The organism is Variovorax sp. OAS795 (assembly GCF_040546685.1).
In the GTDB taxonomy this organism is placed as follows: domain Bacteria; phylum Pseudomonadota; class Gammaproteobacteria; order Burkholderiales; family Burkholderiaceae_C; genus Variovorax.
Genome location: NZ_JBEPOH010000001.1, coordinates 2,994,839 through 3,017,843 on the forward strand (window position 1 = coordinate 2,994,839; position 23,005 = coordinate 3,017,843).

17 protein-coding genes and 1 tRNA gene are annotated in these 23,005 nt (G+C 64.8%); 8 read left to right on the plus strand and 10 right to left on the minus strand.

What is annotated here, in order from left to right:
* Nucleotide 1: 1 nt before the first annotated feature.
* The gene (locus ABID97_RS14420) at nucleotides 2-880 is read right to left on the minus strand and encodes a CoA transferase (protein WP_354399140.1); all 879 of its coding nucleotides are present in this window, start codon (nucleotides 878-880) and stop codon (nucleotides 2-4) included.
* 148 nt (nucleotides 881-1,028) lie between these two features.
* On the opposite strand from ABID97_RS14420, the gene ABID97_RS14425 reads away from it, so the two are divergent.
* Both ABID97_RS14425 and ABID97_RS14430 read left to right on the plus strand, forming a co-directional pair.
* Nucleotides 1,029-1,931, plus strand: a complete 903-nt coding sequence (locus ABID97_RS14425; RefSeq protein WP_354399141.1) for an SDR family oxidoreductase — start codon at nucleotides 1,029-1,031, stop codon at nucleotides 1,929-1,931.
* Between the two features lie 58 nt (nucleotides 1,932-1,989).
* Nucleotides 1,990-2,598 (plus strand): glutathione S-transferase family protein, encoded by a 609-nt coding sequence (locus tag ABID97_RS14430; RefSeq protein WP_354399142.1) that lies wholly within the window; start codon nucleotides 1,990-1,992, stop codon nucleotides 2,596-2,598.
* 4 nt (nucleotides 2,599-2,602) lie between these two features.
* On the opposite strand, the gene ABID97_RS14435 is transcribed toward ABID97_RS14430, so the two are convergent.
* Nucleotides 2,603-2,992 (minus strand): DUF488 domain-containing protein, encoded by a 390-nt coding sequence (locus tag ABID97_RS14435; protein ID WP_354399143.1) that lies wholly within the window; start codon nucleotides 2,990-2,992, stop codon nucleotides 2,603-2,605.
* Between the two features lie 31 nt (nucleotides 2,993-3,023).
* Nucleotides 3,024-4,877, minus strand: coding sequence for a PhoX family protein (locus tag ABID97_RS14440; protein WP_354399144.1), 1,854 nt, complete (start codon nucleotides 4,875-4,877; stop codon nucleotides 3,024-3,026).
* Nucleotides 4,878-4,976: 99 nt separating this feature from the next.
* On the opposite strand from ABID97_RS14440, the gene ABID97_RS14445 reads away from it, so the two are divergent.
* Both ABID97_RS14445 and ABID97_RS14450 read left to right on the plus strand, forming a co-directional pair.
* Nucleotides 4,977-5,804 (plus strand): crotonase/enoyl-CoA hydratase family protein, encoded by an 828-nt coding sequence (locus ABID97_RS14445; protein ID WP_354399145.1) that lies wholly within the window; start codon nucleotides 4,977-4,979, stop codon nucleotides 5,802-5,804.
* A 262-nt stretch (nucleotides 5,805-6,066) separates the two neighbouring features.
* The gene (locus tag ABID97_RS14450; RefSeq protein ID WP_354399146.1) at nucleotides 6,067-6,381 is read left to right on the plus strand and encodes a hypothetical protein; all 315 of its coding nucleotides are present in this window, start codon (nucleotides 6,067-6,069) and stop codon (nucleotides 6,379-6,381) included.
* Between the two features lie 27 nt (nucleotides 6,382-6,408).
* On the opposite strand, the gene ABID97_RS14455 is transcribed toward ABID97_RS14450, so the two are convergent.
* Together ABID97_RS14455 and ABID97_RS14460 are read right to left on the minus strand one after the other, a co-directional pair.
* Nucleotides 6,409-7,551, minus strand: coding sequence for a DSD1 family PLP-dependent enzyme (locus ABID97_RS14455; protein WP_354399147.1), 1,143 nt, complete (start codon nucleotides 7,549-7,551; stop codon nucleotides 6,409-6,411).
* 30 nt (nucleotides 7,552-7,581) lie between these two features.
* Nucleotides 7,582-7,896: a hypothetical protein gene (locus ABID97_RS14460; RefSeq protein WP_354399148.1), complete on the minus strand. Its 315-nt coding sequence runs from the start codon at nucleotides 7,894-7,896 to the stop codon at nucleotides 7,582-7,584.
* A 189-nt stretch (nucleotides 7,897-8,085) separates the two neighbouring features.
* Between ABID97_RS14460 and ABID97_RS14465 the strand changes: the two genes are divergently transcribed.
* Nucleotides 8,086-8,162: transfer RNA gene (locus ABID97_RS14465), tRNA-Arg, on the plus strand.
* A gap of 138 nt (nucleotides 8,163-8,300) precedes the next feature.
* Here ABID97_RS14465 and ABID97_RS14470 read toward each other — a convergent pair.
* Both ABID97_RS14470 and ABID97_RS14475 read right to left on the minus strand, forming a co-directional pair.
* Nucleotides 8,301-9,209: a DUF4238 domain-containing protein gene (locus ABID97_RS14470; protein ID WP_354399149.1), complete on the minus strand. Its 909-nt coding sequence runs from the start codon at nucleotides 9,207-9,209 to the stop codon at nucleotides 8,301-8,303.
* On the minus strand, nucleotides 9,210-9,953 hold the full coding sequence (locus ABID97_RS14475) for a TIGR02391 family protein (protein WP_354399150.1): 744 nt from the start codon (nucleotides 9,951-9,953) through the stop codon (nucleotides 9,210-9,212).
* Between the two features lie 422 nt (nucleotides 9,954-10,375).
* Here ABID97_RS14475 and ABID97_RS14480 point away from each other — a divergent pair, with 422 nt between their 5' ends.
* The gene (locus ABID97_RS14480; RefSeq protein WP_354399151.1) at nucleotides 10,376-14,164 is read left to right on the plus strand and encodes a hypothetical protein; all 3,789 of its coding nucleotides are present in this window, start codon (nucleotides 10,376-10,378) and stop codon (nucleotides 14,162-14,164) included.
* 274 nt (nucleotides 14,165-14,438) lie between these two features.
* Here the strand turns inward: ABID97_RS14480 and ABID97_RS14485 are convergent, their stop codons facing one another.
* Together ABID97_RS14485 and ABID97_RS14490 are read right to left on the minus strand one after the other, a co-directional pair.
* Nucleotides 14,439-15,437: a hypothetical protein gene (locus ABID97_RS14485; protein WP_354399152.1), complete on the minus strand. Its 999-nt coding sequence runs from the start codon at nucleotides 15,435-15,437 to the stop codon at nucleotides 14,439-14,441.
* A gap of 126 nt (nucleotides 15,438-15,563) precedes the next feature.
* The gene (locus ABID97_RS14490; RefSeq protein ID WP_354399153.1) at nucleotides 15,564-15,722 is read right to left on the minus strand and encodes a hypothetical protein; all 159 of its coding nucleotides are present in this window, start codon (nucleotides 15,720-15,722) and stop codon (nucleotides 15,564-15,566) included.
* Nucleotides 15,723-15,911: 189 nt separating this feature from the next.
* Between ABID97_RS14490 and ABID97_RS14495 the strand changes: the two genes are divergently transcribed.
* Together ABID97_RS14495 and ABID97_RS14500 are read left to right on the plus strand one after the other, a co-directional pair.
* The gene (locus tag ABID97_RS14495; RefSeq protein ID WP_354399154.1) at nucleotides 15,912-19,340 is read left to right on the plus strand and encodes a P-loop NTPase family protein; all 3,429 of its coding nucleotides are present in this window, start codon (nucleotides 15,912-15,914) and stop codon (nucleotides 19,338-19,340) included.
* A complete protein-coding gene (locus ABID97_RS14500) occupies nucleotides 19,337-20,224 on the plus strand; it encodes a hypothetical protein (protein ID WP_354399155.1) in 888 nt (295 codons plus the stop codon). The genes ABID97_RS14495 and ABID97_RS14500 overlap by 4 nt, the downstream gene beginning before the upstream one ends.
* Nucleotides 20,225-20,589: 365 nt before the next feature.
* Here ABID97_RS14500 and ABID97_RS14505 read toward each other — a convergent pair whose 3' ends face one another.
* Nucleotides 20,590-23,004, minus strand: a complete 2,415-nt coding sequence (locus tag ABID97_RS14505) for a hypothetical protein (RefSeq protein ID WP_354399156.1) — start codon at nucleotides 23,002-23,004, stop codon at nucleotides 20,590-20,592.
* Nucleotide 23,005 lies beyond the last annotated feature (1 nt).

Genomic DNA, 23,005 nt, shown 5'->3' on the forward strand with positions numbered 1-23,005 from the left:
CTCAGTCGGCCAGGGTGAGCAGCGGCACGTCGCGTTCGCGTGCCATGGCGTCGAGTTCGGCGCGAGAGCGGGTGAGAAGCCATGCGGCGATGCTCTCGCGCGTGGAGGCCGCGAACATGTCGCGCGAAGCCACGCCGGCCGCTTCGCAGAGGCGGTCCGCGAAATGCGGCTCCAGCGCCGCGACGGCCACCCGCCCATCCGCGCAGGGGTAGACGCGGTAGCCCGCGTGCGCGCCGCCCACCGCGCCTTCGGGCCGGGTCAGGCCCCAGGTGCGGGGCAGCGCCAGCCAGTCGGCCGAGGCGTTGAGCGCCACTTCGAGGAAGACGCCCTGGGCGCCGGCCGCCGACCGCGCATGCAGGGTGGCCTGCAGCACGGCTTCGGCTGCGAACAGGGCGCCGCCCATGTCGGCGTAGAGCGTGGGGGGCAGTTCGGTGCCGGTGACGAGGCCGCTTTCGGCCACGTAGGTGAGGTCGTGCCCCGGCTCTTCGGCGCGCGCACCGGGCGCGCCGATGATCGCGACCTGCGACAGCGAGGGGTGCCGCGCCTGGAGCGTGGCCCAGTCGAGCTTCAGCTTGCCGAGTGCGGAAGGCCGGAACGAGGTCAGCAGCACGTCGGTCTTCTCGAGCTCGGCATGCAGTTGCGCCTGGCCGGCCTCGGTCTTGAGGTCGGCGGCATGAACCGCAACGCCCTGGTGCAGCGCTGCATAGGCGGCCTTGTTGTAGTGCGCCATCGGGTCGCCGCCCGGCGGCTCGAGCTTCATGCAGTCGGCGCCCAATTGGCGGCAGCGCAGCAGCGCCGCCGGGCCGGGGAGGTTCAGCGCGAGGCTCAGTACGCGCACGCCCGTGAGCGGCTGGAAAGAGGGGGCGGCGGAACTTGGCATGGGCGTGGATCCAGAGTGCAGGGCGAGCCCCTATTTTGACTTGCGAAGAGCCACATTCCGCAAGCCACGGCCGCCGCGGCGCGCGTAGCATGCGCCAATGGCGGCGCTTCGCGTCCTGCCGCTGCCGCAACGACCAAGGAGATCCACCATGTTCGAAACGTCCCTCATGAGCGGCCAGCGCATTCTCGTCACCGGTGGGGGCACGGGCCTCGGCCGCGCCATGGCCGAGCGCTTCCTCGGCCTGGGTGCCGACGTGGCCATCTGCGGCCGGCGGCAAGCGGTCTGCGAGGAAACCGCGGCCACGTGGCGGCAGCAGTTTCCCGATCGCCGCATCGACACCTTCGGCGTGGACATTCGCAATGCGCAGAACGTCGACGAGATGGTGGAAAGCCTGTTCCAGAGCGGTGGGCTCACGGGGCTGGTCAACAACGCGGCGGGCAACTTCGTGGCGCCCACGGAAAGCCTGTCTCCGCGCGCTTTCGACGCCATTGCGAACATCGTCTTCCACGGCAGCTTCTACGTCACGCAGGCCGTGGGCAAGCGCTGGGTGGCGGAATCGAAGGCCGGCAAATGGAAGCAGGGCGATGCGTTCCGCAGCGTGATGAGCATCATCGTCACGTGGGTCGACAACGGCAGCCCCTACGTGGTGCCATCGGCCATGAGCAAGGCCGGCATCGAGGTCATGACCAAGTCGCTGGCGGTCGAATGGGCGCGCCACGGCATCCGCCTGAACGCCGTCGGCCCGGGCGAGATTCCGACCGAGGGAATGAGCAAGCGGCTCAATCCCGGCGAGGAGCCCGGTGCGCGCAGCAAGAAGACCAACCCGATGGCCCGCACGGGACGCATGAGCGAGCTGCAGAACCTCGCGAGTTTTCTCATGGCGCCGGGCCAGTGCGACTGGCTCACCGGCCAGAGCATCATGATGGACGGCGGCAGCGCATTGGCCACCGGCGGCAACTTCTACGAGCTGCGCGAATGGAGCGACGATGACTGGCAGGCCGCGCGCGAGCGCATCGAGGCGCAGAACCAGAAGGACAAGGCGCAGCGCTGACGGGCATCGCGGCCCGCACGTTATCGTTGCGCTTCCACGGATTCCAGGAGAAATGAAGATGCAACTCGTCGGCATGCTCGACTCGCCCTATGTGCGCCGCGTGGCCCTCTCGCTGCGCCTGCTTGGGCTTGCGTTCGACCATCGGTCTGTTTCTGTGTTCAGCACTTTCGAACAGTTCCGCGCCATCAATCCCGTGGTCAAGGCGCCGACGCTGGTGTGCGACGACGGCACGCTGCTGATGGATTCCTCGCTGATCATCGACTACGCCGAGACCATCGCCGGCCGCAGCCTCATGCCTTCCGCCAGCGCCGAGCGGCAGCATGCGCTGCGGGTGCTCGGGCTCGCGCTCGCCGCCTGCGAGAAGACGATCCAGATCGTCTATGAGCGCAACCTTCGTCCGCTCGAAAAGCAGCATGCGCCGTGGGTCGACAGGGTGCGTGGCCAACTCCATGCCGCCTATGCAGGGCTGGAAGCCGAGATGCCCAGGATGCCTTCGATGGACGGCGAAGCCGCAATGGGGCAAGCCGCGTTGACGAGCGCCGTGGCGTGGAGCTTCACGCAGCTGATGATTTCCGACGTGATTGCGCCGGCCGATTGCCCGTTGCTCGCCGCCTTTGCCGCCGAGGCTGAAAAGCTGCCGGCCTTCCTCGCGCTCCCGCAGGCCTGACGACTCAGTTCGCGATGTCCGCCCCGCGCTCGGCCAGCAGGCTGCGCAGCAGCGAGCGATGGCAGCGCGATTCATCTTCGCAATAGCAGCCCACCGAAAAGGCCGAGCCGTGCGACAGGGCGGCCAGCAGGTCGAGGCTGCGGCTCGCGTCGGCTTCGGCCATCTCGGCCTTGTACTTGCGCATGAAGGCGTTCCATTGCGCGGGCGTTTCCGCCTCCTGGCCCAGCTTCATGGTCTCGGCCGAAGGCGCGAGATTCGGATACCACACGTCATACCAGTCCTGCGCGGCGAACTCGGTCTTGGGCACGCCGCGCGGCGGGCGGCGCACGGTGCCGATGCGAAGGCCCTCGGCGTCGGCGCGCGGCGTGCTGAGGCGAACGATGCGAATGCTCATGGGCGGTCTCCTTCTGTTCGGTGGATGGACTTCAGGTGCCGACGATGCCGCCGTCGCGCCTGCGGATCGCCAGGGTGGCCGAGCGCGGGCGCGCGCTGCCGGGCGCAGAGCCGTCGGGCCATGCGCTGTTGGGCGACGCATTGCCGTCGTCGCGCGACTCGCCCGGATGCTGGATGTTGACGAACAGCGTGCGCCGGTCCGGCGTGACCACGCAGCCCGTGACCTCGCTGCCGTTCGGCGCCGTGAGGAAGCGCTTGATGCGGCCGGTTGCAATGTCGGCGCAGAGCATCTGGTTGTTGCCGAGCGATGCATACGGGGGCTTGCCGATGAGTTGGCCGCTCATGTCGGTCTGGATCCAGAGCAGCCCGCCGCTGTCGAAGTGCAGGCCGTCGGGGCTGCCGAACATGTCGGCATCGGTCGACGGATATCGCGCGCCGCTCCCCTCCTGCGAGGGGTCGCCGGCGAGTGCGAAGTGGTTCCACGCAAAGCCAGTGCTGCCGGCATCGCCATCGTCCTCGCGCCAGCGCAGGATGCCGCCGAAGAAGTTGTCGGCGCGCGGATTGGCCGCATCGGCTGCGGGCCTGCCGAGGTTGCCGCGCTGGCTGTTGTTGGTGAGGGTGACGTACACCTCGCCGGTCCGGGGATGCACCGCGATCCACTCGGGACGGTCCATCCGGGTGCCGCCCACCACGTCGCCGGCCAGCCTCGCGTGAACCAGCACTTCGGCCTGGTCCGCAAAGCCGCTGCCCGCATCGAGGCCGTTGCGGCCGTGCACGAGCGCGATCCAGCGGCCGCGCCCATCGGCATCGAAGCGCGCGACGTGGAGCGTCCCTTCGTCGAGCAGGCGCCCGTTGGCCGCGGCACCGCCGCCGGCGGAGACTTTTCCATGGCTCACGAACTTGTAGATGTACTCGAAGCGCGCGTCGTCGCCCATGTAGACCACCACGCGCCCGTCGCCGGCCAGCGTGCAGGTCGCGCTTTCCTGGCGCTTGCGGCCGAGTGCCGTGCGCTTGACCGGCTTGGCCGCGGGATCGAAGGGGTCGATCTCCACCACCCAGCCGAAGCGGTGGGGCTCGTTCGGGTGCCGGTGGAGGTCGAAGCGTTCGTCGAAGCGCCAGTATTCCACCCATTGCGAGCCCGGCACCGTGCCGTAGCGGCGCTGCGCGGGCGTCATGTCCCTGGCCGCTTCCTTCGGCCCACCGAAGTAGCCGTGGAAGTTTTCCTCGCAGGTCAGGTAGGTGCCCCATGGCGTGACGCCCATCGCGCAGTTGGCCAGGGTGCCGAGCACCTCGCCGCCGGCCGGGTCGGCCGCGGTGCGCATCAGCGGCGTGCCGGCGGCGGGCCCCGCGATGCGCATGGGCGTGCGCCCGTGCACGCGCCGGGCATAGGGCGAAGGCCGGACCTGCCGCCAGCCTTCGGGTGTCCACTGGATCTCGATCACCGAGACCCCCATCGCGTGCAGCGACTTGCGCACCTTGGCGGCGTTCCACACCGTGACGCCGTCGGCATGCAGCAGCTGTTCGTCGGTGTACTCGTGGTTCATGACGAGCAGCGCGCGGCCCGGCGCTGCGAGCGGAAAGAAATGCATCCCGTCGTGATGCATGCCGGCCTGCAGCGCCTGGTCGTCCGCGCCGTTGCTGCCGTCGGGGGCGAAGGGCGGCATCGGCTGACCCGCGATACCGGTCGGCGTGCCCCAGGGGTAGAGCAGCTGCCATTCGTATTCGGGCGGCACCACGACGGCATCGCGCAGTGACGCCGGCACGCCGGTGAAGCCGAGCACGGCCTGGCCCGCAGGCGCGGATGACGCACCGGCGCCGTGCCGGTGGAGCAGGGCCACCACGGCGGCGGCACCCGATTGCAGAAAAATCCGGCGGTCCAGGGGCATAAGTGCAGGGTCCGGGTGTTAGGTAGGCGACAGCCGCCATCATCGCCGAGCACCCCTCGCGGGCGATACTGGCGCGAAGAAACCGAAGGAGACACTGACATGACCGACCGTATCGAATGGACCCGCCACCCTGACGGCGTGGTGGAACTGCAGCTTGCGCGCGCCGACAAGATGAACGCGCTCGATCCTGCGATGTTCGATGCGCTCATCGATGCGGGCAAGACCCTCGGCGCCGACCGGACCGTGCGCGCGGTGGTGATGTCGGGCCAGGGCAGGGCATTTTGCGCCGGCCTGGACATGGCTTCGTTCGAGCGCATGGGGCAGGGCGCGGCCAGCGCGGTGCTCGGAGCAGCCGCAAGCACGGCCGACTTGTCAGCCCGCACGCACGGCATTTCGAACGCCGCCCAGTATGTGGCCATGGCCTGGCGCGAAGTGCCGGTGCCCGTGATTGCCGCCGTGCACGGCGTGGCATTCGGCGGCGGCCTTCAGGTGGCGCTGGGCGCCGACATCCGCATCGTCGCGCCCGACACCCGGCTGTCGGTGATGGAGATCAAGTGGGGCCTGGTGCCCGACATGGGCGGCATGGTGCTGATGCGGGAGCTCGCGCGCAGCGACGTGGTGCGCGAACTCACGTTCACCGGCCGCGTCTTCTCGGGCGAGGAAGCGTTGCAGCTCGGCTTCGCCACCCGGCTGGCGGCCGATCCACTCGCCGAGGCGCTCCGGATGGCACACGACATCGCGGCCAGGAGCCCCGACGCCATCAGGGCGGGCAAACGGCTTCTCAATGCAGCGCTGTCGCAAGGCGCGGGCGAGCTGCTGATCGCGGAGTCGGTGGAACAGCAGGCGCTGATCGGCAGCCCGAACCAGATCGAAGCAGTGCGGGCGAACGTCGAGCGGCGCGCACCGGGATTTTCCGACCCGGTCTGAAAAATGGCACGGAGGGGCGCGACGCCCCTTGTCCGCGCGATTTTTGGCAGTCTTTCAGCCGAAAGTTGTATTGGATGGGCGCAGGATGCTCCGATATGTAAGAATTAAGTATCTTTATTTCACCCGATTGACCATCTGGACAAAAAGTTGATCGTTTTGTGACGTAGGTCACGCATCGGGGTGAGTAAAGGTACGGGAGGGTGTGGCAAGTTTTGTCACATTCCTTAACAATTAATTCTTTTGACTGCGATGGCGATCCTGCATGTCGACCACGTTTTTCTGCAACCTCAACGTGCCCATCCTGGTGGGTGAGGATCGCTACAAGTACGTCCCCGTTGTCGGGGTGTTCCGCAGCATCCCGTTCGACCAGGTCGATGCGTGGGTGATGCACCCGGGCGGCGGTGGCCCGCGCAGCGATCGCGAACTGGCAGCAGAAGTGCTCGTCGAGATCCGCAAGCCGCTCGGCACGAGCGGGCGCACCGTGCCGCACTCCTTCGAGGTGGCCGATGTCCTTCAGCTGGATCGCGCCGCGGCCATCGTCGTCTCCACCTTTCTTGCTGCATTGCCTCGCGCCTGACGGTCGGCCCCGCCGTCCGCGTGCCGCTCAATGCCTGCCGCGGGCGTCGACCGGCCAGATCGCAACCAGTGTGTCGCCATCGACCACGTGATAGGCGTCATGCAGGTTGACCGTCGGATCGCAGTGGGGCGTGACAAATTCGATGCGGTCACCGAGCGTGGGCCGCGCTCCCGCAAACAGCAGCTTGCCATGCTCGTCGCCGAAGAAGGCATAGCGGCTCGCCGCGTCGGCGCCGCGGGCCACCAGCGGAACGCCGCTGTCCGTTGCAAAGCACTTGGTGCCGCCATCGACCGTGACCCAGTCCGCCGCATGGGTGCTCACCACCGCCGTCTGCACGAAGAGTGACACCTCGAAGGGCGAAGCCTGCCCGGGACCGGCGAGCACCTGTGCGTATTCCGCGTCCATGAAGACATAGGAGCCGGCCTGCAGTTCGGTGAATGCATCGCGCCCAGCATCGAGGTCGTGGGTGCCGGTGCCCGCGCCCGTGACGATCTCGAAAGGGATGCCGATGCGCTCGGCCTCCGCGACGATGTGCGCGATGGTCCGGCGCAGGCCGGCAGCCGCGGCGCTGCGCTGTGCCCGGTCGACAATGTGCTGCAGGTTGCCGGCATAGGCCTGCAGGCCGCGCAGCTTCAGCCGCGGCTCGGCCGCGATGAACCGCGCGAGTTCGAGCACCTGCGCCTCGCTGGCGGCGCCGGTGCGGTTGTAGCCGGCGCCATAGTCCACGAGCACCTCGAGCGGGTGCGGCAGGCCGAGCGTGGCCTCGGCAAGGTCCGCGGCATTGCGCGGATCGTCCACCACCACCATCATTCCGCCGGGCCCCGCAAGCCTGGCAAGCCTGACCACGCGCGCGATCTTGCTCGGCGTGACGGCCGGGGAGGTGATCAGTACGTCGGGAATGCCGGCCTTGACCATCACCTCCGCCTCGCCGAGCGTCACGCAGCTCACGCCGATGGCGCCCGCGGCCACCTGGCGCCTCGCGATCTCCGCCGACTTGTGCGTCTTGACGTGCGGCCGCAGGCCCACGCCCCGTGACTTGGCGAACGCGGCCATGCGCTCGATGTTGCGCGTGAGCGCGCCAAGGTCGAGCAGCAGCGCCGGCGTATCGAGCGACTGCCGGCCGCCGGCAATGCCGATCAGCGGCGTATTGACTTGCGATGCAGGAAGCATGAAAAAACTTTCGGGCGGAGGGAAGGTGCCTCAGTCGCCGCGCGCCGGTGCGCGCCGCGCGGCGCGCCGGAGCGCCAGCCACCAGACGAGCGCCGCATTGGCGGCCCAGCTTGCAGCAAGCAGCAAGAGCGCGGTTTGCGCAACGCCCGGCGACAGGTCGAGCGTCAGCAATGCCAGCGACCACGGCAAGCTGCCCGCGATGGCCGCCAGCATGGCTGTTTCGCTCTCGGGGAACAGGGCGGACGAGACGACGCACACCACGCCCGCGGCCGTATAGGCGAGCGCGGCGGTGCGCCACCACGATGGGAAGAGCGGTCGGACGGGGTCGGTGCCTGCGGTGTGCATATGCTGACGATTGCAGATGGAAGTATCAGGCCGCGAGAGCCGCTCGCGCGAAGAAATGTAAGCCTTCGGGTGGCCGGAGCAGGGCGGCATGGCGCAAGGGTGTAGGTAGAATTCGGCCGGGGTGCGAAGGTCCGAAAAACCGTGCGCGCCCACCAGGTTTCCTTCGTCTTTTTTTTGCCGGTCCGGAATCTGCCCGTAGCTCAGTTGGATAGAGCACCTGCCTTCTAAGCAGGTTGTCGGGGGTTCGATCCCCTCCGGGCAGGCCATCACCAGAACTTGCGGGCTGCGCATTCGCAGCAGCCGGCGCACAAAGCAAAACGCCTGCAACAACTCACGTTATTGCAGGCGTTCACATTTTTGGTCGGCGAAACCGATCTAAAGAAGGGCTGCAACCCGCGTGGATCCTAAGGGTCAACTACACGCGCCCTCCTTTGTACCCCAGTTTGTACCCCCGCTTTGCCCTTGGTGGCGTCCACATGATCGTCGTGTACCTTCGAGTGCTTGCACACAAACGGCACGATCCAGTCTTCGTGGCGCTCGAAGAAGATCCACCTATCCGCTCGCGCGACGACTCGCGCATTGAGCAGCCTCGTCTGCTGCACGCTTAGTTTTCGGAGCTGACCCTGGTGCCCCGGGCGCCAAGTGGCTATCAGTGCCGTGTCGCTTCGAACAGGAAGGATCAGCTCGGCCTTTTCGTGCCCCAGTCCCAAGTATTCGTTGAAAAGCACAGGACTGTCGCCGATAAGGAGCTGCCGCCCGGCCGGTGCTTGCCAACGCTCCCACGTCATCTGCTGGAGAGCAGCGGTGAGCCGGGGAAAGTTCTCCGGAAGTAGCGTCCTGTGCCAAAGCCAATCGCTGTCTTGAGCCCTGATTCGCGCCATGATCTTTGAGATGTTCGCGCGCCCCTTCTCTGCAAGATCACGCTCATCTGGCACAAGCTGCTCAAGCATGTCGATCCGCCGGAGTTGCTCGCGTTCGACCGCAACGGCAACGTCGGGCAGAGCCTTCGCCGATCGGGCACGCCCAGCCGGGACCCGTCGGAGCATGGTCATCGCATAACGTGCGATCGCTTCGATGTCCTGAGCACCTATCCCCCCACCAGCCCCGAGGCGGTCAAGAATGACATTGAAAGGCTGCTCATACTCGCTGTTCAAGCGATCTTCGAGTTCGTTCGAATACATCGCGGGCTCTTGTGCCACCCGGGCAATCGGGAGGAGTTTGGGGTCTCCACCGCACTTCATGTCCAACGTCCAGATCCGATTCTCTTGCGCAAAACCCCGCAAGAGCCGACGCGGCAAATAGTGGTGGCCCATTCAGATCGTCGCGACCGGCGTACCGGCTGACGCAGCCGGGCGGCGTGAGTCGATGATCCGCAAGAGATGCGATGCCAGGATCACCATCTCCTGCGCCTCACGCGGCTCGATGGGGACATTGCGATGCGAGTGCGGATTCTTGTAGGAGCCTATGGCACCGGCAAACATGTTCATCAGCGCGTCCCGTTCGCCGGCCTCCTTGGTTGTGTCGCTGAGAGGGCCGGTTGGCCCGAAGGCCTTGCGCATCAGATTCACGCCAATGTCACCGTCTCCGAATCCCCCCGCCTCCCGCACCGCGACCTCGACAGCTTTGAACGCATGAAATACGGCGTCGTCGAGGTCACCCCGGGATAATCCAAGCCACACCTTGTCCGCAATCGAGGGGTGGAGCATCGACCGCGAAAATGCCGCAGCCTCGCGGAACGCAGCGAAGTCCTCATCCGAAACGATCTCGTTGGCACGCCGGCTCAGGAATCGCCAGCCATTTGTGTCGCCCGGCGCTGGCACCAGGAGAATGTTCTTATCCAGCCATGCCCAGCCCTCCGCCAGCGTGTTCGCGATCCGATCCCTGTACTGAGGCGGGTACCAGGGCTGGCCGAGCACTTCGGCGACGCTCTGCGGATGGATCAAACCATTGTGTTGCAGGTTTGATTTGGCAACTCGCAACAGAACACGCCCCAGGTCTTCCGGCGCGAGCGCCAGAAGCACGTCCACGTCGGGCACAAGGTCGTAGAGGGTTGGCATGGTCCGCATGCTATCGGAAGCGCTTTGCGCGTTGTTTGTGCTGCGCACGCGACCAAGCGGCCGCTATGAGCTGCTTCAGCGCGGCCATGCAACCCTGATAGACGCTGCGGCTGCAACGCAAAAAAGCGCGACCTCTCGATCCATCTGCAGGCCATCGATGTGCTCGGGGTACCCCAGTGGCACGAGGGCAGGGCCTTTCGGTGCAGACCGCTGCCAGGGCCCTGGCGCTCTACGCAGTGAAGACGGAGAACCTCATCCGGGCTGTCGGCGCACAAGCAACTGCTGCGGTCGGTTGCTGAAGAACGAACGCTGCGTACAGCACTGAGCGGCTTCTTCACTCGCCTGCCGGCCCGGCCCCAAGCAACCTGGAGCAACGTTTTCCGGAAGTACGATACGGTTCCCCCGGCTACCAAAAGAGCTCCGTGTTCGACATCACCTCCGATGACATTAGTCAGCTGAACGACATCGATCTGCGGGAACTCGTCGGGCGCCTCTGCGAAGCCGAACTGGTAAGTCATGGACTTTCGCCTGCGGCGGTGACATGGGGAGGCAACCAGACAGCGGCTGACGGCGGACTGGACGTGCGCGTGGCGTTGCCGGCGGTCGCGCTCGTCGAAGGTTTCGTCCCCCGTCGCTCGACCGGCTTCCAAGTCAAGCTGCCGGACATGCCGAGGGGCGCGATCCTCGCCGAGATGCGGCCCACAGGCGCGGTGCGTCCCGTTATCCAGGAACTTGCTGGTGAGACCGGCGCTTACATCATCGTGAGCTCCAAAGGGTCGACCGCAGACAGCGCCCTTCGCGGTCGCAGGGATGCCATGCGCGAGGCCCTCGAAGGCGTTGCCAACGGCGACCAACTCCACACCGATTTCTATGACCGCACGCGCCTGGCGACCTGGGTGCGACGCTACCCGGGGCTTATCACCTGGGTCAAAGAGAGGGTGGGCAGGGCTCTTGCTGGTTGGCGTCCTTATGGTCCGTGGAGCGGTGTAGCCGAAGGAGTCGATGCCGAATATCTGCTCGACGACAAGCTGCGCCTGCACCTCGGCAGACACCGCGACGCTCCCGCGCAATCGGTAGTGCACGTTATCGACGAGCTTCGCGACGAGCTGGCCCAACCCGGCAAGATCGTTCGCCTGGTCGGCCTCTCAGGGGTCGGCAAGACCCGCCTCGTCCAGGCCCTATTCGACGCTCGGATCGGGTCACGCCCGCTGCCGCCAGCCCTTGCCGTCTACGCGAACTTATCGGACAACCCCGACCCTCAGCCGACGGGCCTCGCCTCGGACCTGATCGCAACCCGCACCCGTGCGATCTTGATCATCGACAACTGCCCTCCGGACCTCCATCGCAGGGTCTCGGACCTGTGCAGCGGACAAACCGGCACAGTCAGTGTTCTCACTGTCGAGTACGACGTGCGCGACGACCAACCCGAGGGGACTCAAGTCGTCACTCTGGAAACGTCCTCACCCGAGCTGATCGAGACGCTGATCCGGCGCCGATACTCACATCTTTCCCCGGTGGATGCGCGCACCATTGCGGAGGCGTCCGGCGGCAACGCCCGAATTGCCGTTGCTCTTGCTGAAACCGTAGAGCGCTCGGACACGGTGGCCGGCCTGTCAAACGACGATCTTTTCCAGCGGCTCTTCCGACAGCGGCATGACCCAGACAACGCCCTGCTTCGAGCGGCCCAGGCGTGCGCGCTCGTGTACTCCTTCCAGGGCGAAGCCCTCGGGGGGGACGAGGCTGAGCTCACACACCTGGCGGTGCTCGCAGGCCAAGCTGCTGCGGAGACCTATCGTCACGTGGGCGAGCTGCTACGGCGCGACCTTGTGCAACCGCGTGGCGTCTGGCGGGCGGTGCTTCCACATGCCATCGCCAATCGGCTCGCGGGCCGGGCGCTCGAAGACACGCCCTACGACCTTATCAACCAGCAGCTCGTCGAGGGCGGAACCGATCGCCTGGCGCGGTCCTTCTCGAGGCGGCTTTCGTTTCTGCACGATCACCCCAAGGCCATCTCCATCGCAGAGGGGTGGCTCGGGCCGAATGGCCTCCTTGGCGACGTGAGGGCTCTGAACGATCTCGGCCACGCGATGTTCGAGAATATCGCGCCGGTGGTCCCTGAAGCGGCGCTGTTGGCCCTGGAGCGCGTGGGCAACCATGAGCCTGACGTCGCCACCGCAGTGTGGCGTCTGCACCTGCCCCTGTTGCGCTCCCTCGCCTACGACCCACTCCTGTTTGAAAGGAGCGCCCATGTTTTGGCGCGGGCTGCGACGCAGAGCACGCAAGACGAAGACGCCAAGGAGGCGTCGAACATCTTCGTCTCGTTGTTCACTATTTACCTTTCCGGAACGCACGCCCGCATCGAGCAGCGTCTCGGCGTCATCGAGCAACTTCTCAGCTCTGGCGAGACCAAGGCCAGGGCGCTGGGCTTGATCGCCCTGGGAAAAATGCTGAAGTCGAGGCACTTTAGTTCCGCTCATCGATTCTCCTTCGGGGCTCGGTCACGGGACTACGGTTACCGGCCCAGTAGCGACGACGAAATCAGCAGATGGTATGGTTCCGCCCTCGCGTTTATCGAGCGTATATCGACGGTGAACAACGAGTTGGTACCAGAGTTACGTGACCTGCTGGCGCGCAACTTCCTCAGGCTGTGGACCTTGGCCAACAAGCACAACGAGTTCGAAGACCTGTTCCGCAGGTTTGCTGCCGATGGATTCTGGCGCGAAGGTTGGATAGCGTGCCGGCGAACAATGAAGGTGGATAAGGATCAACTGACCCCGGAGGCCATTTCGCGCTTGTCGGGTCTTGAAGCGCAGCTGAGGCCTTCCAGTCTTCCTGAGCGGGTGCGAGCCGTGGTTCTGGGCGCCTCATCCGGCGGGCTCGAACTGGACAGCATGGATGGCGATGGCGACCTAATGAGTGCAATGAAACACTCCGAGGCCATGGCCCGTGAGCTCGGTGCCGCGGTGGTTGTTGACGACGCGGTGTTCGCGGAACTCCTCCCCGCCCTCCTCAGCGGCGGAAACGGCGCATTGGCGTTCGGCCATGGGCTCGCTGATGCGTCCACAGACCCCCGGAGTACCTGGGCAAGGCTTGTAGAAGGACTTGAGCAGATCAGGTCGGAGCAGCGAGACATACAAGTATTGAGAGGCTTCCTGGCCGAACTGTGGGAGCGGGACCGAGCGCTCGCGCAACAACTTCTCGATGCGGCGCTGGAACAACCTGGCTTGCTGATGATCCTTCCCATGTTGCATTCGGCCGTGCAACTCGATGAGCGTGGTGCCGAGCGCCTGGAGCGAGCACTGCGCATGCGGCAGGCACCCGTCTTGACTTACAGGCACTTGGCGTACGGACGAACTACAGAGCACTTGCCTGGCGGGATTCTCAAGAGACTCCTCTTGCGCATTGCCGACGAAGCCGAGGGCTTCGAGGTGGCGCTGGAGATCCTCTTCATGCGACTACATCGGGCGCAGCGGACTTACGAACCGGAACTCCTCGAAGCCGGTCGTGAGCTCCTCCAGCGGGTCACATTCCAGAGGAGCAACAACCAGCACGAGGACCACCGATTGGCTGAGGTTGCGAGGGCATGTCTTACCGGCGCAGATGCCGGCCGAGTTGCAGCAGAGATTGCGGTCAGATTGCGGCAGGCAGTGGCGGCCTACGAAACCAGTTCATTTGACAACGACGATCTACTCAAAGTGCTGTTTGAGCTGCAGCCGACGGCCGTCCTGGATGCATTGTTCGATGGTGGAGAGGAGGACCAGCTCGCAGGGACCGGCGTTCTTGAACGCCTGGATGACAATTGGGGCAGCCCGGCTGACGCGATCTCCTGCGAGGCGCTCGTCGCTTGGTGTGAAGGAGATCGCGCGCGTCGCTACCCACTTGCGGCCTCGATCATCACGTTCGCTCGTCACCCGGAAGCAAACAGTCCTCAGGTCTGGTCCGAACAAGCGAAGGCACTTCTCGCCAGCGCGCCTGACCCCGCAAGCGTGCTGGTGCAGCTCATCGAACGATTTCGCCCGATGAGCTGGAGCGGCTCGCGCGCCGCACTCATGGAGGCGAACGCGCAGTTGTTGAGCAGCCTGGAGCCACATATTGCATCCAGCCTCATGCCGCTCGTGACCGAAGCGAAAGCTCAACTTGCCCGAGAGGTCGCAAGAGAGCGGCAGTCCGAAACCGAGCATGACCGAGCGCGGGATGAGCGCTTCGAATGATGAGGAGCCTGACGACGGCATCAGGTTCATGATTTGGCCGAGGTCAGGATTCGCTAGGCGCAAGGCTCGCGAGCAGGACGGTCTCGAGGATGCGACAGCTACCTGATCCCGCTGCTCAACCGCGCATGCATGCTCGAGGCATCGGCTACGCGCCATGCCTCTGGGTCAGAACTGGTTCGATAGCGAACGTATTCATCGTGCTGCCGTAGGTGACCTCCCGGATGCGTCGGTTCCCCACCTGGGCGTGAACTTAGCGCGCCGTTGTAGATCTCGGCTACGCGCCCGCCACATCGTGCGGTCCGGCCAGCTTCGAGAACAGGGTCGCCGGCTTCCCGCATTCAGGCTGAAGCCAGACTTCGATCGGAGTTGTGATCGTCAACTCCTTAGCCTCGGCGGCAATCTTTGCAGCGGCCTTCTCGGTTGCAAGCCCGCCATAGATCAGATAAATCGCGCGTTTGTACTCGACCTTGCGCATGAATAGGTCAAGGGTCTTCAAATCCTTGCGTACGCCCTCAAGCGCGGTCGAGTGCTTCACCTCGATGATCGCGAAATTGTCTTCCATGTAACCCGGCCGGTGCACCAGCAGGTCGGGTTTGGTTCCGTCGGCGCCAAGTTCTTGCAGCAGCATGTGCCCCGACTTGTCAACCTCGCCAGAGAGCAGGAACCTGCACTCATCCTTCGGCGGCCACAACTGCCGCATCTGGTGGTAGAGCTCATAGCAGTAGACGCGCTCGCGGAACACGGCTTCGCCCCCGGCGATGTCCAGCGTGAAATAGCTCAGATCTACCGCGGCCGTCGCCTCGCGCAAGATGTCGTCAAGGTTGTCCATGCAGGTTCTAGCGCTCATCGGCACATCACGCGCCAGCTTGCGGGCGAGGTCGCCGTAGAAGTGGGCAAGGGCTTGCCACGTCACGTCCCACTGACCTTCGCCTTCCTTGGCTTCGTATATCAGCTCGTCCCGGTAGAAGAGTCGCAGCCCATCTTGTAAGTACTCGGCCGCTCCCAACGGCGCTGCAATGGTCCATGGTCCGGTGCCCGCCTGCGGCCAGTAGCGCCATGTTTCGTGGCTGGCGGTCTTGCCGCCATAGCCAAGATTCTTCCAGAGCCGCTGGTCAGGTTGTTCGTCGCGACTTTGGTATCCGGTTCGCAGCTTCATCGGCTTCTCCTCGCGCAATAACGCGAAAAATGGCGCCGACAGGTATGAACCAAGAGCGCCGATCAAGACCGCATTAGAGCGGAACTCTTCCTTCCACCCTATCCGTCTTTCGGTCACCGTTTCCGCTGCGTCGAAACATGCTTGAGCGCGGCACTGAACCCAGCTCCGGCGACCGAGAGGTAAGAGGGCAGACGAGCAGCCGCTTGAACTCCCAGTAGCGAGCGGTGCCTTCGATGAAGTTCCCTATCGGAAGTCCTGGCTCACCGTGGCGCCGGCCAACCGCCCCAGCAAGGGCGTCAGATCTTCCAAGCGCGCCGCGATCAGGTTCTTCACCGCCCCCTCGCGCTGCCAGGTACCTGGCACGGCCAGGAGCCGCGCGCCGAGCAGTTCCTGGCGCTGCACGCCCTTGATGTTGGTAGCCGAGAATTGGCCATGCTGCCAATCCGTTGCCGTTTCTGGCAGCGTAGGTCCACAGGACGGCGCGTTGTCGACACGTCCGGAACGGCATTGGTTCTCGAGGTATTTCGACCAGCGAAGCGCGCGAATTCGTCGAGTAGACTGGTTCCGAATCACCTTCGCGAGGAGTCGGGAGTGTCTGACAAGGTTCTGGAGGAGCTCGGCGGCGCCGTCGCGAGCAATCGACCCGTCGTCCTGTTCCTGGGACAGCGATATGCCAGCGCGCAAGCGAAGACCGATCCGTTCGTCGCAAGGATCGAAAAGCATCTGGGCGGGGGCGATCTCGAGGCGACCTGGACGACATTGTTGCAGCGGCCGCTGAGCGACGAAATCTATTCCTGGATCGTCGAGCGCTTCGAGCGCCAAGTGCTGTCCGAAGCGCTCGAGCAGGTGTTCCAGGTCGCGTGGAGCGCGGTCTTCACGTCGGCCGTCGATCCGCGCATCGTCATGCGGCTCGAGACGCGCGGAAGGATCCCGGAGTCCATACTTTCCAAAGATCATTTTCCGCGGGTACCGCGCAGCCGCGCACGTCCGGGCGTGCACTATCTGTTCGGCCGAGCCGACGAGATCTCGCCGGAAACGCGCGCGCCGCGGTCGCGCAAGGACTTACAGATACGACGCGCGGTCCACACGAATCCGCTGGTCAACCGTATTCCAGAGACCACGACCTCGCTTGGCCTGCTCGTGATCGCGGGCTTTCGCGACGACGACTGGCTCTCGGTCGACGAGTTGCTCGCGCCCCTGTCGGCACAGCCGGGAATGCGCATCCTCTGGTTCCTCGCGCACCAGAAGCCACCGCAGTCCGAGTTCTTCGACGACCTCGTCGCCAGCGGCAACCTGGCCACCGATGAGCGCAGCCTCGAGGAGGTGGTGCTCGCGTTCGAGATGGCGTCCGGGTCGCCCCAGGCCGCACAGACAATCTTCCAGCCCGACTCCGGCGCCATCACACTGGGCACCGACAAGTTCCTGCGCCTTACCCCAAGCCTCCGGCTGCGAGTCGAGGCAGCGGCCGCCGTCGTGGACGACATGTGGACGGATCCGCCCGAGCCGCTCGACAAGCTGCAGTTGGCGGAAGCCTTCCGCAGATTCCACGGCGATTTGAGCGGAGCGCGCGGTCTGGTCGAGGGCGTGGCGAGGGGGTTCTCGATTGAGCGAGACTTCGAGGCGCAGCTCTGGAGCCAGGTAGAGCAGCTGGTGCAGCGGCCGGGGCAGGCGGAGAGCCTCGTCATCATCCACGGCCAATCGGGCATGGGCAAGAGCCTGGCGGTCGCTCGCGTCGCGCGGCTGCTGCGCAATCAGTTCCACCTGCCGGTGCTGTACTCCTGGGCGCGCGTGCCGCTGGCGATGGAGCTGGACGACTTCTGCGAGACGGCGGAACGCAGCGGAGCTGATTGCACGGTAATCCTATGCGATTGCAATTCCGAGGTCCGGCGCTACCGCGAATTGATGGACGGCCTCAAGAGCCGGGGCCGGCGCGTGATCATCGTCGGCACCTGTTATCGGCTGGAGCTCAACGGCCTCACGTCGAACACGAAGTACGCCGAAGCGCCGACGAATTTGACCCCTAACGAGACCGCGCAAATCAAGTCGCTGGTGGAGAGGTTCGGACAGAACGAGGAGATCGATTATCAGCGCGCCGGTGACCAGGTGCTGCCCATGCTGTACCGCTATCTGTCAGTCAGCCGGGCGCGCATCGTGGGGGGCGTCAACGACGAGGCGCGGGCGACGGAGGGGTTGATCCGCCTGCGGGCCAGAAGCGTCCCGCGTCCGCAGCGGATGCAGTCGCAGCTCGCGCAGAAGTTGATCGACGCCGGCCTGACTGGGGGCGACATGGAGATCTTCGAGTCCGACGAGACGCTCGCGGCCGAGGGCGAGGATGCGGCCGGGCGCTTCGTCGACTACGTGATGATCGCCGGACGGCTGGACTGCCCCGTTCCCGTCAACCTGCTCCTGCGCGCCATCCGCAGCGTCAATGACAACCTCGACTACGCACAGATCCTGTATATGTTCGACCAGTTGGACCTCTTCCGCTGGAAGATGGCCGACGGAGAGGGCAACGACCTGCTGGTGTTTCCGCGATTGCAGCTTGAGGCCGAGCTTATCTGCGCCCGACGCTTGGCCGGCACCTCGCGCGAGGTGAGTTGCATCGTCGAATTGATCCGCGCGGCCCGGATCTCCAGCGTAGACGCGACGGCCGAACGCGATTTCCTACGCGACCTGCTGCATAAGATGCATCGCGACGGTCCGAGGCTTAAAAATTACCAGAAAGGCTACCTCGATTTCGCGCGCGCATTGACCGAATTGCGCACGCGACACAGTGTGCGTGATGCCAGCCTGATGGTTCAGGAGTCGGCGTTCCGCCGCGACACCGTCTTCATCTCCGACGGTGCCTCAGATCCCGAAGACCGCATCCCCGATGAGCAGCGCGACCAGATCCTCGAGGAGGCGCGCGAGGTGATCGAGATCGCGTTAAAGGAGATCGTCGACGGCAAGCTGTCCGCGGGAAAGCGGATGCGGCAGAACCTGTCCGTCGAGCGCGCGACGATCTACTGCTACCAGGCGGTTGGGCTGGCGCGCCGCAAGACCAATGCCGAGCAGATCATGTCGCACTACAGCGCGGCCCGGGTGGCCATCACTTCGGCTGCCTCAACGGCCAGCAGCTACCACCCCTTCGATATCGCGATCTGGGCGCCCGCACTGATCGTGAGAGAGAACGTGCTGTCCGAGGACCAGAAGCAGGAATTGCTCGCGGACATCTATTCCACCTTCGACAGCTTCAGCGCGGACCTCAAGCTGCAGCGCTACCGCGCCGAGTTCGAGGAGCGGCGCATGAGGGTCGCGCAAGTGCTGCGCGACAACGCGCTTGAGGACAGTTCGTTCGAGGAACTCGAGCGGCTTAAGCCGGCGGTGGCCTATTACCTGCGGGCACGCTCGTTCTGCCCGGACGCGCTGGACGCGACGCGCGCCGTGGACGCCGCGATGAAGAAGCACGCTGACAAGGCCGCCGCCTATCTCGAGGATCGTTACGAACAGATTGCCCATGATCCGCGCGCCCTGCAGTTGCTGATCCAATTGCGATGGCTGGCGGTGTCCGGCGAGCGGCTACTGCGGCGCGATCGATGCGTCATTCCGCAGGATCTCGCGTTCCAGAACAAGATTCTGAATTATGTCCGGACTTTGAACGAATTGGCCGGGAGCGGGGCATCGAACGTCTACCGCCTGCTCGAGGCAGCGCTGCGATGGATCACGGGCGATTCTTCGCTGGCGCGCGAGCAATTCAACCAGTTGGCCCGCGATTCGGACTTCGAGGACGGCTCGCGCGTCGTGCGCCGATTGTTGCTGGTCAGCGAGGATCCCGAGGGCTATCGAGGCACCGCGGATCGCCTGCGCAAGGAGGGCAACTGGTCCATCTCGGTGAAGAACTTCTCCGGGAAGATCGACCTGGAGGTCCGGCAATTCAGCGGCGAGGACCTGAAAAAGGGACGGGAATTGAGAGGATTCAACATCGCGTTTAATTTCCTCGGGCCGATCGCCGATCCGATTCGTATCGGGGCCAAGTCATGACGTTCGGGACCCTGCATTCGGATTTGAACACCCTCCGCCGCCGGCTCGCGGTGCACGTGAAGCCGGCGCTGGCCGAGATCACGGTCGAAGCGCCGAGAGGCGATGCCGATGAGCTGTCCTTTATCCGGCTCGTCGCGTGGGGCTACGTCATGCTCAATGAGACGGCGCGTGTACCGCTCGGGTTCCTGAAATCGTTGCCACCCTGGAGCACGGCGGCGGCCTTGCTGCCGCACGTCGGCGCGTTGCGAACGTCGATGAGCCACAACCTCGCCTTCGACAGCACGCGCGACGTCAAGACCATGCGCGTTGCGTCGGACTGGTATTCGAGGTCGTGCGGTGTCGGCTCCCCTGTTTCCGATAGCCACTGGAAGTCTTGTTTCGACGCGCTGCTAAAGGAGTTGTCGGACCTCCTGGCGCTCGCGATCCGCGCGTGCGACCTACTCATCGATCCAACCGACGGCGAGCGCCTCGTCGTGGAGCTCCAGCTCCGCCTGGATCGCGAGTGGCCCGGGCATCGCTTCGACCGCTACGTCGACCGGGCCGTCGAAAAATTCGGATATGGCCTGAATCCCGTCGAAGTGCGCGGCTCGCGACTCGCTGAATGGCGAAAGGTGCTGGCTGCCGCGCGCGAGGACGAGATCGAGCAGGTGATGACTCAGCGGATCGAGGCCGATGTTCTCGATTACATGTGTCACGCGCTGCCTGTCTCGGCGGATGAAATCGCCCAGTTGCTACGCTACGATGACAAGGCCGCCCTGGCCGCGGCGCTGCTGGCCTTGCGCGCAGCGGGGCCCGAGGCGGCCCGGAGCGTCCTCGACCGGCTGCGTGACCTGTCGAGCGCTTCGACGGCCCCGGCAACTCCTTTGACGAATGTGTCGAGCTGATCACGCCCGGGTGTGTTGTGCGAGATTGCCGTATCGCGCAAAGCCTGACGGCACCTGAAAAAGACAGGCGCAGCAGATGCCTCCAAACGCGCCCCTTTTGCTCGAGATGCGTGCGGGCATTAGCGTGCGGTCACTGTTAGCAGAACCTCTGGAAGCGCAGTTGGCATTGCAGGGGCGTCCGCGCCGGGATGACTGCTTTAGGGGCGTGACCGGGAGGTCTCGCTTCGGCTTCGAGTGGCAGCAACTGCTGCGAAGCGGACGTGCGTGCTGAAGCCTGGTTTCCCTGCGTCGCACCGCGCGCGCCTCCGATTTCTCGCCGAGGACGAACTCCCAAATGAATCGACGACGGAAATCCGCGCCTGGCCCTAGGCCCCGTCCTTGCCGACGCCGTACTTATGTCTGCGTAAGGCCAGACTCTCGTCGGCACGTTGACGCTCTTGGGCAATCGTTTGGTCCAGGATCTGAGTGAGCCAAGCCGCAAAGGCCCGCACCTTCGGACTGCCGTCGTCCAACCAGGCCGCGATTTCGTCGTGCTTGGCCTCGAACGCTTGGACCATGCCGTACTCGCCGGCCACCACGCCTGTCGACTCGAGAGCGGCGGCTACCTCGTTCCAGGCACTGGACCTCTCCGGGACGACTTTGATGATCTCCTTGCAGACCGGCAAGATGGGCGCCGCACCTCCGTAGGCGCGCAGGACGGCCACCACAAACTCGATGTCCGCGGGCTTGCCTGTCCGGATGTAGGTCAACAATTGATCCTGCAGCGGTTTTTCAAACGCCGGGAACGCGGCCTTGATGAGGCGTGCGCTGCCGTAGTACGGGAACATGCCAGCGGTCTCGGTCTTGAATTCGCGTCGCACCGCCGACAGCAGCGGCACCGGCATTTCAGCCAGCAGCTTGTCCAGCGTGTGCAGGCTGTATGGGATTGCCTCGAAGCGGTCTTCTTCGTCCGTCTCCACCTCGAGCATGTCCTTCTTGCGAGCCTGTTCCTCGCGCACACGTGCCATCAGAAAGTTCAGCAGCTCCTGCGGGTCTTGTTGGCCAATGGCAAATAGCACCTCTTCGGCTTGATAGCTCACCTTCTTCAGCGGTGCCATGCTGGCGAGCACTTCGGCCCGCTCGGCCGGCGCCATCGCCTCAACCAGCTTGCGAAAATCCCGGTTGAACCAAACGACATTCGCCCAGCGGGCATCGCGGCGCTTGGCTACCTCACGCATGCCCAGCATGAATACGTCCTTGGCTCCGGCATGTCCGCGCGCGTACTGGCGGGCCGCGACGCCCATCGCTTCAATGATGGCGCTCGTGTCCCCGACACGCTCGGCTTCGGAAATCACCTTGGTCAGCAGGTCCAGCCTCGGCTGGTTGTCAACGTTCAGGGATTTCGCAAGGTCCGCCAGACGGGCGTGGTCGGCGATCCACTGCAGCGCGATGGCCTCTGCCTCCGCTTCGCACTCGCTGGACCAGAGGCCACGTAACAGCGCGATCAGAAAGGGGTCCATGACCTCCTGGTGGTTCCGCACCAACTCCAGGGCCAGGCGCGGCCGCTTCTGCCCGATGGACTTCAGGAACTCGTAGTAGACCGGAAAGGTCGCCATGTCGTCGGACCGGGTCCTCGAGAATGCCAGGATCCGATCTCGCCAGACGGCGAAGGTGTCGTCGCTGATCTCGTCAACATACCGCGCTGCGGCTTGCAGGCGCTTGTCGTCGGCGTAGTTCCAGGCCGTCTCGGAGCGCTTCAGATCCTCCCAGGTCCCGTGTATGCCCTCGAAGCCGATCAGCTGCTTGTAGATCTGGTACTCGGCTCGCCCCTCTATGGCATCGCGCACCTCCAGCGCGGCGTCGGCGACCCGGATCGAAGCGGCATGATAGTAGTTCCAGTAGGCATCGTGCTCGATGGCCTGGACCACTTGCAACTCCTCGGTGTCCACCCGGTCGCGCAGGAAGTTCAAGACGTCCACCGCGTCGCGGTCGAACATCGCCGAGGTGTCGGCATCGCTGCCTGGGCGCTCGCGGCGTGTCGCAGCGCCCAGCGCGTTCAGCACGCTCTTTCGGTATTGGACGTTGGCGTTGAGCGTGTACATGCGCTTGAGCAGCGCGATGGCCGCCGCGCGCATCTCGGTCACGCCGCCGACGGCGGTGATGCCTCCACGGCTGATGGTCATGCTGCTGTAGGTCCACGTGTGGCCCTCGATTGACGGCGACAAGACGTTGCGCAGCATCTTCAAGATGACATTGGCACGGTCGAAGAGCGGGCCATCCTCAAAGCTAGCGAAGTAGGCCACAAGCTCTGCCTGTGGTCTGGCGCCAAGGCCCCGCTCGCCATAGAAGAGGTTGAGGTCGAACTCGGCCAACGCTTCCAGCGCGCGTTCCGCCTTGCCGCGGACCTCCTCATAGTTCGAGCTGGACAGCTCCAGCAGGAAGTCCAGAAAGCGAGCGGTGTGTACGAAACGCACCGCGTGAGGCACATCGATCGCTTCGCGGATCAGTTGGTTGGCAGATCGGTATTTGCGCAATGACGCCGGAATCAACTCGCCGCCCTGCGTCAGCGCCCGGGTCGGAACCGACCGCACGAAATCCACCAGCATCGGCATCACACGTGCGTGGAACCGGGGCGCCAGCACCGCCAGAGTCTTGAGAGCGGCCGACAGGTCGTCGTAGTCCGTACTGTTCTGCAGAATACCTTCCACACGGTTCAGTTCGGCGGCCAGCCGCCGCTCCACGTCGTCGGCTCGGACGGGTACCAGATTTGCCAGTGCGGCGAGGCGCAGGTCGAGGTCCATG